The sequence below is a fragment of the Streptococcus sp. SCPM-O-B-15277 (M60) genome, from assembly GCF_058200335.1.
Genome location: NZ_JBYQGR010000008.1, coordinates 1 through 10,020, shown reverse-complemented (window position 1 = coordinate 10,020; position 10,020 = coordinate 1). Strand labels below are relative to the sequence as shown.

The window sequence follows — 10,020 nt, the reverse complement described above, 5'->3', positions numbered from 1 at the left end:
TACTAGTTACCATTTCTTCCTTAGCAACTGGACTTTCTCCCTTAGGTGCTGGAGCCATTTCAGGAGTTTCTGCTCCTGATTTAGGCATTTCAGTCACTTCAGCTTTAGAAGTTTCTTCCATTTTTTTAGCAGTTTCAGGATCAGTAGTTTTTGTTTCTACAGGCATTTCTTCTTTAGCAGGAGCTTCTGTAGTTCCTACTTCTTTCTTAGAGTCCATAGGAAGCTCAGTAGCTTTCTCTGGCATATCACTAGTTTTCTTGACTTCTTTAGGCATGTCTTTCTCAGTTTGGACAACTGGCATTGCCGTAGGTTTCACTTGATCTGCACGAACTGAAGCTGGTTGACCAGCTAGGACAAAGAAGCCACTAGCCACAACAACTGAAGCTACACCGACACTGAGACGGCGAATAGACCAGCGAGTATATCTTTGATTGGGATTGAATTTCATAGGATTCTCCTTTGATATGTTTTTGATGATTTAAGTATAATCTCCTAAAATTAAAAAGGATTAAGAAAAAGTTAAAATTTTTCTTAAATCCTTCTTATAAATTACTTATATCGAACATATGCCTCTACAAAAAAAGAAAAAAGAGAAGCTAGTTCTCTTTTTAATCACTTAATTCAACCAAGGTATCCAAATATTGGTTATTAATCACCGCCATGATGTAGGTATCGGCTTTTAAAAGGTCATTTGGTCCAAATTGAACATCTAAGGGAGCATTTTCGTAGTCACGAAAGCCAAGGATATTGAGATTGTATCGTCCTCGAAGGTCTAGTTGGCTTAGGCCCTTGCCTGCCCACGACTGTGGAATTTTCATCTCGACAATCGAGACATTTTTATCCAACTGAAAAACATCAACGCTGTTATTAAATAAAATAGTCTGCGCCAACGAACGACCCATCTCATATTCTGGTGAAATGACTGAATCCGCGCCAATTTTTTCAAGGACTTTTTTTGCTGTATGGCTTTTAACCTTAGCAATAACAGTTGGTACTCCTAGACTCTTGCAATGCATGACTGCAAGCACACTAGATTCTAAATTTTCCCCAGTTGCCACCACAACTGTATCGCAGGTATCAATTCCTGCTGAGAGCAAGAGCTCTTCATCGGTAATATCTCCAACCACTCCACGTACCAAGACTGGTTCGAACTGATTGATTCGCTCCTCATGGTCGTCAATGGCGATAATATTTATATCATGCTGAGCGAGAGCGGTAAGTACACTACTCCCAAAAATACCTAAACCTAAAATTCCAATTGTCCGATCTGACATAGTTTATCCTTTCTTATCCTATGGTAATATCTGCTTTCATATAGTGGATCATATCTTTCTTATCTGGTTGATACTCAGCCAAACTAACTAATAGCGTCAGTGGTCCAATTCGTCCGATAAACATCAGTAGCATGATAATGCTAAGAGCTAATCTACCTAACTCTGGTGTCAGATTGGCAGTCACTCCGACCGTGGCAAGCGCTGAAATTGTCTCGAACATGATGTAGATAAAGCGCGGATTCCCTTCTGCGGTTACCCCTAACAGGATCAAGCCCAGCAAGAAAGTTAGCAAGAAGATAATAAAGACACTGAATGATTTTTGGACTGTCCTAGGTAAAATTGTTCTCCGAGCTACATTGGCATGGGGTAATCCTAAAAGTTCACTGCGTGCAAAGACCAATAATACAAAGAAGGTTGTGATTTTAAGCCCCCCGGCTGTTCCACCAGGCGCCCCACCCAGAAACATCTGCAAAATATAGATCATCAAGGTAACAGGCCTAGCCTGAGTAAAATCAATAGAAGCAAAACCCGCCGTTCTCATGCTAACTGTTTGGAAAAAACTGACTAGCAATTTATCAGGGATGCTGAGATTCCCAATCGTTCCCGGATTGTTCCACTCTATCAAGAGGGTTGAAACTGTTCCAGTAAATAAAATTCCTGCTGTCAAGAAGAGAACCAACTTGGTATGGAAGCGAAGCCGACGTTTTTTCTTGCTCAACTGCGTGGCCAGGTCAAACCAAACCATGAACCCTAGACCACCTGTGATGATCAAAGCAGCAAGCACTAGATTAATCAAAGGATCAGTTTGAAAAGCTACTAAACTTGTACTTCCAAAATTATCAAAACCAGCATTACAGAAAGCTGAAATAGCTACGAAGATAGAGGTAAAAATTCCTCGACCCCAACCAAATTCAGGAACAAAACGAAAACTTAAAAGAAAAGCTCCGAGTCCTTCAACGATAAAAGTCGTCAAGAAAATCGAACGTATGAAAACCATTAAAGAATGAGTTTCTCCATAACTAAAGCTCTCCAGAATTGTTTCACGGCTACGAAGACTTAGCTTTTGCTTACTTTGAATATAAAAGACCCCTATAAAGGTCATGAGACCCAAACCACCAATCTGGATCAAAAACATACAGATTAACTGACCCCAGATGTTATATGTGGTAGCTACTGGTTGAGTAAAGAGTCCTGTCACACAGACCATGGATACTGCTGTAAAGAGATGGTCGAAATAGGTTGCTTGGGAGCTTGTTGCTTGCACAAATGGCAGACTCAAAAGGAAAGAGCCTGCGAAAATAACCAAAGCAAAACTTAAAAAAATTCGACGAGCAGGTGATAAACGTCCCAAGGTCGTGTTTATTTTTTCCGAAAATGATTTGAATAACATAGCTACATTGTACCATAAAATAGTTAAAGCAGTCACATATGACTAACGATTTCAAGACAGAGTTCTAAGGCCTTGTCAAAAGCTTCTGAACCCCAATCGCGGCTATCATAATTTTCTAAATCCGCTAGAGAGTCGGCTGTAAATAAAAGTTGACCCCAAACTACTCCTCGAAGCTGGGCAACTGCTGCAAGAGCTGCACACTCCATCTCCACAACTGCACAGCCTTCTTCCTTACGATAGGCAACCTTTTCAGCTGTCTCTCGGTAAAAACCATCTGTCGACCAAGTCATAACCTCCTCGTAAGGAATTCCTAGTTGTTCCAAGACTTGCTCGATAGCAGAAATCGCTTCTACATGTACATCCATATAACGAGAAGGTGGCGCATAATGGTAACTAGTTCCTTCATCACGCAGAGCACGGACTGGAACTAGGAAGGCATTTTCTTCTATATTCACTAACACGCCACAAGTACCGGTGGAAATGATTTTCTCCACACCGTAGCCAATCAACCAATCCATAAACTGGGCCGCAGGGGCAGAACCTACGGGAGCCTGAGCCAGACATACTTCCTCACCCTTGTAACTCATGACATAAACAGGATAGGTTTTAGTGGCAGAAACGAACTCACCAACACAGTCCGCCCCTACTTCCTGAGCATAACGGTCAATCTCTTCTTCCAAAAATGCATAGATGCACTTCTTTGGCAACTGTAAATCTAATCCTTCGTGATTTGGCATGATGACTGCCTGAGGATTATCGTCAAACTCTAAAATAGGAATAGCATGTTTTTGAATCATAGAATACCTCCTCTAAATTTTTACTATTATAACAAAAGCCAAACGAAAGTCAAGACGGGAGGCTAAGTCAAATCAGAAAAACCTACCTTAAGTAGTAAACAACCATTAAATGCTTTTTCCTCTACTAACAAAATTGCTAAAACTTAGGAATTAGTTTATAATAGGTTGAATTTAAAAAAGGAGAAATCTTATGAAATTCTATTCATATGACTATGTTCTCAGTCAGATTAGTCAACAGAATTGGACCATGATTATTGTGTCGACATTCTTAGTGATTGTGACTGGATTCTTTGCATTTAAGGCTTTCAAAGATAAAAGAGGGAGTAAGTTCCGTGAATTATCGCTCATTTCTATTTTGACGTTAATTGCTTTTGTATTGATTAGCATTACGAATCTTCAAAACAACCAATCCAATGATAATCAATTTCGTAGTTCCTTGCACTTCATCGAAATTGTATCAAAAGAGTTAGGTGTTGATAAGAAAAATGTTTATGTCAACACATCAGCAGTGACTGATGGGGCGATTATTAAGGTTGGCAACAATTTTTATCGTGCCATTAGCGGGACTGACCAAGATAGCTATTTATTAGAAAAAATGGAACTCTATAAATCAGATGTTGAACTCGTGGAGGTTGAAAAATGATAAGCTTTTTTGCTACGATTGCAATTAAATTAGCCTTGGGGCTACTTTCTCTTGTTTTTGTTATTAACGTAACAGGTAAAGGAAATTTAGCACCAAGTTCTGCAGTAGATCAAATCCAGAACTTTGTTCTCGGGGGTATTATCGGTGGGGTTATCTACAATAGTTCGATCACCATCATCCAATACATTGTTATCCTCATTATTTGGACTATTCTCATTTTACTCCTCAAATGGTTGAATACCAATGTTTCCTTCATTAAACATCTGATTGACGGAAAACCTACGATTATCATTAAAAATGGTAAGTTAGATCCTGAAGCCTGTCGCTCAAAAGGTCTTGCAGCGGCAGATGTAGCTCTTAAATTGCGCGCTCAAGGAATTTTCCAATTGAAGGATGTCAAGAGAGCTGTGATTGAGCAAAACGGACAGCTGATTGTCGTAAGAATGGGTGACGAAAATCCTAAGTACCCAGTGATTACAGATGGTGTTGTCCAAGTTGAAATCCTAGAAACCATTGGCAAATCCGAGGAGTGGCTAACTGAGAAATTGAAAGAAGAAGGTTTCGAAGAAGTCTCAAATATCTTTATCGCTGAATATGATAAAGGTCAATTGAATGTTGTAACCTATTAAAAAAACAAACTGATGCTTTTCGTATCAGTTTTTTGCTTTTTAGCATAAAATGGTATATACTTAAATTAGTATCTGATTTGGTTTAGATATTACAAAAAATTAACGGAGGTATCCCCCATGTCAATCGAAGAAAAATTCAACCAAGCTAAAGGTTCTGTCAAAGAAAGTTTTGGTAAACTTACTGGCGATACTAAAACTCAAGCGGAAGGAGCTGCAGAAAAAGTAGCTTCAAAAGCTAAAGAAGTTGCTGAAGATGCTAAAGAAGCTGTCGAAGGTGCAGTATCTGGCGTGAAAAACATCTTTAAAAAAGACGGAGAATAATTCTTTCTCATCCTAATATCATAAAAATCTCCCTTCTCTTTCGAGAAAGGAGATTTTCTTTTATGGTCGTCCATCAGGAGCGGGACCTCCAGGGCTACCATTCCCTTGAGGGCCACCGCCAGGTGCCCCTCCGCCTCCAGGCATCGAATTGACAATCTCAGTTTGTTTTTCACCATTGAAATAGATGTCTCCGCCTGTGTAAGTCGCTGTTCCATCAAAGTCAAAACCAGTTTGACCAGTCATTTTGATGGTTCCTCCCGTAACAGTAATGTTACCATTTGAGTCAATTGGATCCGTGTCCCCTTGACCAACTTCAACCGTCAAGTTCCCACCATTCATAGTGAAGAAAATTTCACTTTGTTGAGCATTTTTGTTGGCTGCATTGACACCATCATCCGTTGAATAGATGGCGATATCTCCACCGTTGATAGTAATTGACTTACCTTCAAGCCCTTCTGTAGAATTCTTAACGGTATAGGTACCACTATCAATAACCAAATCACCTGATGCGTGGATACCATCATCTCCAGCAGTAACAGTGATGGTATTGTCAGAGAGATACATGGTTCCTACAGATGTGTCCTCATCATTGTCGACCTTAACTCCGTCTTCCTTGGCATCGATAGTCATAGTTGTGCCGGTAATGTTGAGTTCATCATTAACATTAAAGGCATCCCCGACTGCTGTGATGTTGTAGCTTCCACCTGTGATGTGAAGTGTATCATTTGCCTTGATACCATTGTTTTTCTTACCATCTACATTGAGAGTTCCCTTACCATTGATGGTCAAGTCCACTTTAGAGAAGAGGGCTGCATCCGCTTTTTCGTCACTATTAGTTGCTGAATCTGATAGGCTATTGGTTGTACCATCTGCTAGAGTTAGGTAAACATGACCAGCTGATGTTGCAGAAATAGATGCATTTGTATTGGTCATGGTCACACCCTTTAGAACAATATGTACATCATCAGTCTTTTCGGCTTCGATCTTAATTTGAACTCCATCAGATTGACCAGAGATCACATAGGTACCTGACTTAGAGATTGTAACAGTCGAACCTGATACGGCAACTCCGTCACCTGATACCTTCGCTGTTGATCCTGACAAGGTTACAGTTGCTGCTGTCTTTTCATCATAGGAAGTATCATAGTCCTTGTCTGTGAAATAGTTAGTTTTCTTAGCATCTGTAGTGGATGTAGTTGTTGCCGCACTATTGCTTGTATTTGAAGTTGACTGGGTACAAGCTGTCACTAGTGCTAGAGTTGCTATACTCGTCAATAAGAATGTCCATTTTTTTGCTTTCATGCTCGTTTCCTCGACTTTCATTTTACATGCTCTTAGTCTACGTGACTTTCCTAAAATAAGCCTAAACTTTTTCTGAAAGTTTTCTTAAGTTTAGTTTCAATTAAGTTAAATTTAACAATTGTTTTAGATAAACTCTTTAAAATTTTATACAAGCAAGTTCATCCTTGTTTAAAAATAGTATAACTTAAGATTAGAGGAGAAGGATTTATGAAACCAATCGAAACAACTTTCAAACGGATTGAAACCAAATATATTGTCTCCAAAGAAATGATAGATAAACTCATCCATGATTTAAAGGAATATTTAGTAGAAGACGACTATCCAATTTCAACCATATCAAATATCTACTTTGATACGAAAGACTTTGATGTTCTCCTAGATGATGATTTTGGAGATAAGCGAAAAGAAAAGGTTCGGATGCGGACCTATCTCAGCCAACCCAAAGCAGATAGTCAAGTTTTTTTAGAAATCAAGACCAAGGACCAAGAAGGAGTTAGTCGTAAGTTTAGACTACTCTCAACTCCGATTGCTATCCTTAATTTTATAACCAAAGGACACTTGGATCCTAGCATTACTGATACAGTCGTCATTGAAAAAGTGAAAAAACTTCGTAGAGATTACAAGCAAGCCATCAAGCCTCGTATGTATATCTACTACGATCGTTATTCACTAAAGGAAAAGAAATACATCGAGGGCTACAACTATAACAAAATCCGTATCACAATTGACCAAAATCTAGTCTATAGAGATGAAAATGTCAGTCTTTTCTCTGGAATTCAAGGATCCCCTCTATTGGATGACCATACTGTGATTATGGAGATTAAAGCTCCTGGAAACAAGCCTCAGTGGTTGCAGGACATCCTAGATAAGTATGGTTTGATAGAGCACAAATTTTCAAAATACAGTTGTGCTTACCACAAATCTCAAGGGCTCCCCTATGTACCACGACCCAGTATAGAAAGCGCAGGTACCGCTTATGCATAATCTATTTAATTCCATTTTCAACAACGCCACCGCCAGTGCAGATCCCTTCCAACTACTGCTGGCTCTACTTGTCAGTCTAACTCTTGGTTTGGCTCTCACTTGGACCTACAAATATCGGACCCTCTATACCAGAGAATTTGCTATCAGCTTGACTCTGCTTCCCTGCCTCATGACCTTAGTTATTTTTCTAGTCAATGGAAGCTTGGGTACTTCAATCGCTGTAGCCGGAACCTTTAGTTTGATTCGTTTCCGTTCTGCAACTAGTGGTTCAAGAGAACTGATTGCGATTTTCCTTGCCATGATTATCGGTTTAGCTTGTGGAACAGGCTATCTCTTCCTAGCAATTTTGTTCACCCTATTTATCTTAGGTGTTTGGTTCCTTTTGGAACATCAACAGATTAAAACTGACAATCAACGTCGTAGACTTTTGACAATCACGGTAGCCAATCAAGAAAAGATACAGGGAGCTATCCAATCAGCTCTTGGCCAATTCTGCTCAGAAGTTGACATGATTACAATTAATAGCACTAACGCAGGTGATAATCTAACAATCGTCTATGAAGTCGAGCTAAAATCTGATACTGACGACTTCCAAGTGACCAGTTATCTCACACAAAATATCGAACAATGTGATGTAACTTTAACTAAAAAAGCTAAGAAGAGAAAAAACCTCTAATAAGCAAAAGAACAGCATCTTGCTGTTCTTTTAATTTTCTTTAACTAGAATTTCTTTGATAACCCGTGCTGGATTACCTGCCAGAACGACATTGTCACCAAAGGACTTGGTAATGACTGCCCCCGCTCCTGCAACAACATTATCCCCTAGTGTTACGCCTGGAAGGACAGTAACGCCGCCTCCTGCCCAAAAGTTTTTACCTATCGTGATTGGTTTCCCAAATTCTAAACCTGAAATTCGTTCATCTGGATCCAGAGGGTGTAGGGGGGTTAAAAATTGGCAGTTAGGACCAATCATAGCATTATCACCAATAGTAATAGGGCAAACATCCAACATGGTTAAATTCCAATTGGAATAGAAATTTTCTCCCAAATGAATATTGACACCATAATCCACAACCAAGCGAGTATTGATATAGAGATTTTCTCCGGTAGACCCAAACCACCCTTTGATGATTTCCATACCTTTTAGTGGATCGACTTCTTCGTTAAAGGAGGCTTGCTTTTGTCGTGCTGTTTGTGCTAGAGCACGCAATTCTGGGTCGAAGGGGTGATAGGGTTCTCCCGCAATCATTTTTTGGTATTCACTTTTCATATCTTGGTGTCCTTGCTTGTTTTACAAGATTGTAGCATAGTTCGATTTTTAATACAAGCATCAAAAAAACTAGTGCATCGATTGATGCACTAGTTTTTAATTAGAAAGTTGACTTTCTCACTTCTTTACAGAGTTGATTAGTCTTCTTTCTTTTTACGAGCAATAAGTCCAAATCCACTCAAGACACCTACTAAACCAAGAGCAGCAAGGCTAGCGTTATCCTTAGTACCTGTGTTTGGCAATTGAGGAGCATTTTCTTTAGCTGGAGCTGGTTTAACTGGAGCTTCTGGTTGTTCTGGAGTTACAACTTTCTTGTAGATATGTTGGATATTTCCGTTAGCATCTACAACTGTCTTCACAAACTCATATCCTGGAATATCTTTCTTAGGTTGTTCTCCATCCTCTGTTGGATATCCTGGAATTGGGTTTCCATTTTCGTCAACATGAGTAGTTGTAATCTTTTCGTAGACATGTACTGTATCGCCGTTTGGCAATTTCTTAGTTTCAACGAAGCGGTATCCTGGAATTTCAGCTTTTGGTTGTTCACCGTCTGCTGTTGGGTAACCTGGGATAGGTTTGCCATCTTTGTCTACAAATGTAGTAACTGGTGTTACTGTTGGTGTGTATGTTGCAGAAGCTTTTGTTCCGTTCATATCTTCACGAACAACTGTAACTGATGGAGCTGTTCCTGTAAATTCAGGTTCTGGTTTGAAAGTCACTGTTCCGTCTGGTGCTACTGTGTAGGTACCAACACCTGGAATTACCTTAGTTGTTGAACCATCTTCAAATGTTGCTGGCACATCATCATTCATTGGAACACGGCTATCACCTTCCTTGAATGTTGGTTTACCAGACTGTTCTTTACCTTTAGGTCCAATAGTTGTAGCTGGCTCACCTGTTGGAACTACTGGAGTTACTGTTGGTGTGTACTTAGCTGTTACTGGGGTACCATTCTTATCTACACGTTTAACAGTCACGCCTGTTCCTGTTCCTGTGAATGATTTTTCTGGTACGAATGTAACTGTTCCGTCTGGTGCTACTGTGTAGGTTCCTTCTCCTGGAATTACCTTAGTTGTTGAACCATCTTCAAAGGTTGCTGGTACATCGTCATCCATTGGTACACTTGGATCACCTTCTGTAAACTTAGGTTTACCTGTTTGTGTTTGGCCTTGGATATCTGTTGATGTAACATCTTCAGCTGTTGGTGTTACTGGAGTTACAGTTGGTGTGTACTTAGCTGTTACTGGGGTACCGTTCTTATCTACACGTTTAACAGTCACGCCTGTTCCTGTTCCTGTGAATGATTTTTCTGGTACGAATGTAACTGTTCCGTCTGGTGCTACTGTGTAAGTTCCTTCACCTGGGATAGTCTTAGTTGTTGAACCATCTTCAAATGTTGCTGGGACATCG

12 protein-coding genes are annotated in these 10,020 nt (G+C 39.8%); 5 read left to right on the top strand and 7 right to left on the bottom strand.

Annotated features, from left to right (window positions below; all coding sequences use genetic code 11):
- From AC3E9F_RS08325 to AC3E9F_RS08310, 4 genes are all read right to left on the bottom strand, one after another.
- A partial coding sequence (locus AC3E9F_RS08325; RefSeq protein WP_490672999.1) for a YSIRK-type signal peptide-containing protein occupies positions 1 to 448 on the bottom strand: 448 nt, incomplete at its 3' end.
- A 160-nt stretch (positions 449 to 608) separates the two neighbouring features.
- Positions 609 to 1,274 carry a potassium channel family protein gene (locus tag AC3E9F_RS08320; protein WP_263394092.1) on the bottom strand — a complete coding sequence of 222 codons (666 nt, stop codon included), beginning with the start codon at positions 1,272 to 1,274 and terminating at the stop codon, positions 609 to 611.
- Positions 1,275 to 1,287: 13 nt separating this feature from the next.
- Entirely contained in the window at positions 1,288 to 2,664 is a 1,377-nt protein-coding gene (locus tag AC3E9F_RS08315) for a TrkH family potassium uptake protein (RefSeq protein ID WP_490672998.1), read from the bottom strand.
- 32 nt (positions 2,665 to 2,696) lie between these two features.
- Positions 2,697 to 3,461 carry a nucleoside phosphorylase gene (locus AC3E9F_RS08310; protein WP_414254652.1) on the bottom strand — a complete coding sequence of 255 codons (765 nt, stop codon included), beginning with the start codon at positions 3,459 to 3,461 and terminating at the stop codon, positions 2,697 to 2,699.
- Positions 3,462 to 3,651: 190 nt separating this feature from the next.
- On the opposite strand from AC3E9F_RS08310, the gene AC3E9F_RS08305 reads away from it, so the two are divergent.
- From AC3E9F_RS08305 to AC3E9F_RS08295, 3 genes are all read left to right on the top strand, one after another.
- The gene (locus AC3E9F_RS08305; RefSeq protein WP_490672997.1) at positions 3,652 to 4,104 is read left to right on the top strand and encodes a DUF3290 family protein; all 453 of its coding nucleotides are present in this window, start codon (positions 3,652 to 3,654) and stop codon (positions 4,102 to 4,104) included.
- The gene (locus AC3E9F_RS08300) at positions 4,101 to 4,733 is read left to right on the top strand and encodes a DUF421 domain-containing protein (RefSeq protein WP_195184046.1); all 633 of its coding nucleotides are present in this window, start codon (positions 4,101 to 4,103) and stop codon (positions 4,731 to 4,733) included. Before AC3E9F_RS08305 ends, AC3E9F_RS08300 begins: the two co-directional genes overlap by 4 nt.
- A 117-nt stretch (positions 4,734 to 4,850) precedes the next feature.
- The gene (locus tag AC3E9F_RS08295) at positions 4,851 to 5,054 is read left to right on the top strand and encodes a CsbD family protein (protein WP_006151004.1); all 204 of its coding nucleotides are present in this window, start codon (positions 4,851 to 4,853) and stop codon (positions 5,052 to 5,054) included.
- A gap of 60 nt (positions 5,055 to 5,114) precedes the next feature.
- Here the strand turns inward: AC3E9F_RS08295 and AC3E9F_RS08290 are convergent, their stop codons facing one another.
- Positions 5,115 to 6,356, bottom strand: a complete 1,242-nt coding sequence (locus tag AC3E9F_RS08290) for a carbohydrate-binding domain-containing protein (protein ID WP_490672996.1) — start codon at positions 6,354 to 6,356, stop codon at positions 5,115 to 5,117.
- A gap of 207 nt (positions 6,357 to 6,563) precedes the next feature.
- Between AC3E9F_RS08290 and AC3E9F_RS08285 the strand changes: the two genes are divergently transcribed.
- Both AC3E9F_RS08285 and AC3E9F_RS08280 read left to right on the top strand, forming a co-directional pair.
- Positions 6,564 to 7,340 carry a polyphosphate polymerase domain-containing protein gene (locus tag AC3E9F_RS08285; RefSeq protein WP_490672995.1) on the top strand — a complete coding sequence of 259 codons (777 nt, stop codon included), beginning with the start codon at positions 6,564 to 6,566 and terminating at the stop codon, positions 7,338 to 7,340.
- Positions 7,333 to 8,016, top strand: coding sequence for a DUF4956 domain-containing protein (locus AC3E9F_RS08280; RefSeq protein WP_414273043.1), 684 nt, complete (start codon positions 7,333 to 7,335; stop codon positions 8,014 to 8,016). Before AC3E9F_RS08285 ends, AC3E9F_RS08280 begins: the two co-directional genes overlap by 8 nt.
- Positions 8,017 to 8,046: 30 nt before the next feature.
- Here the strand turns inward: AC3E9F_RS08280 and AC3E9F_RS08275 are convergent, their stop codons facing one another.
- Both AC3E9F_RS08275 and AC3E9F_RS08270 read right to left on the bottom strand, forming a co-directional pair.
- Positions 8,047 to 8,610: a sugar O-acetyltransferase gene (locus AC3E9F_RS08275; protein ID WP_263394101.1), complete on the bottom strand. Its 564-nt coding sequence runs from the start codon at positions 8,608 to 8,610 to the stop codon at positions 8,047 to 8,049.
- Positions 8,611 to 8,747: 137 nt separating this feature from the next.
- Positions 8,748 to 10,020, bottom strand: a 1,273-nt coding sequence (locus tag AC3E9F_RS08270) for an LPXTG cell wall anchor domain-containing protein (protein WP_490672994.1), incomplete at its 5' end; no start/stop codon positions are given.

Bases quoted from the DNA above. Each gene is read 5' to 3' on its own strand.
- AC3E9F_RS08290 (WP_490672996.1), bottom strand. From the start codon at position 6,356: ATGAAAGCAAAAAAATGGACATTCTTATTGACGAGTATAGCAACTCTA.
- AC3E9F_RS08285 (WP_490672995.1), top strand. From the start codon at position 6,564: ATGAAACCAATCGAAACAACTTTCAAACGGATTGAAACCAAATATATT.
- AC3E9F_RS08300 (WP_195184046.1), top strand. From the start codon at position 4,101: ATGATAAGCTTTTTTGCTACGATTGCAATTAAATTAGCCTTGGGGCTA.
- AC3E9F_RS08275 (WP_263394101.1), bottom strand. From the start codon at position 8,610: ATGAAAAGTGAATACCAAAAAATGATTGCGGGAGAACCCTATCACCCC.
- AC3E9F_RS08305 (WP_490672997.1), top strand. From the start codon at position 3,652: ATGAAATTCTATTCATATGACTATGTTCTCAGTCAGATTAGTCAACAG.
- AC3E9F_RS08280 (WP_414273043.1), top strand. From the start codon at position 7,333: ATGCATAATCTATTTAATTCCATTTTCAACAACGCCACCGCCAGTGCA.
- AC3E9F_RS08320 (WP_263394092.1), bottom strand. From the start codon at position 1,274: ATGTCAGATCGGACAATTGGAATTTTAGGTTTAGGTATTTTTGGGAGT.
- AC3E9F_RS08310 (WP_414254652.1), bottom strand. From the start codon at position 3,461: ATGATTCAAAAACATGCTATTCCTATTTTAGAGTTTGACGATAATCCT.
- AC3E9F_RS08295 (WP_006151004.1), top strand. From the start codon at position 4,851: ATGTCAATCGAAGAAAAATTCAACCAAGCTAAAGGTTCTGTCAAAGAA.
- AC3E9F_RS08315 (WP_490672998.1), bottom strand. From the start codon at position 2,664: ATGTTATTCAAATCATTTTCGGAAAAAATAAACACGACCTTGGGACGT.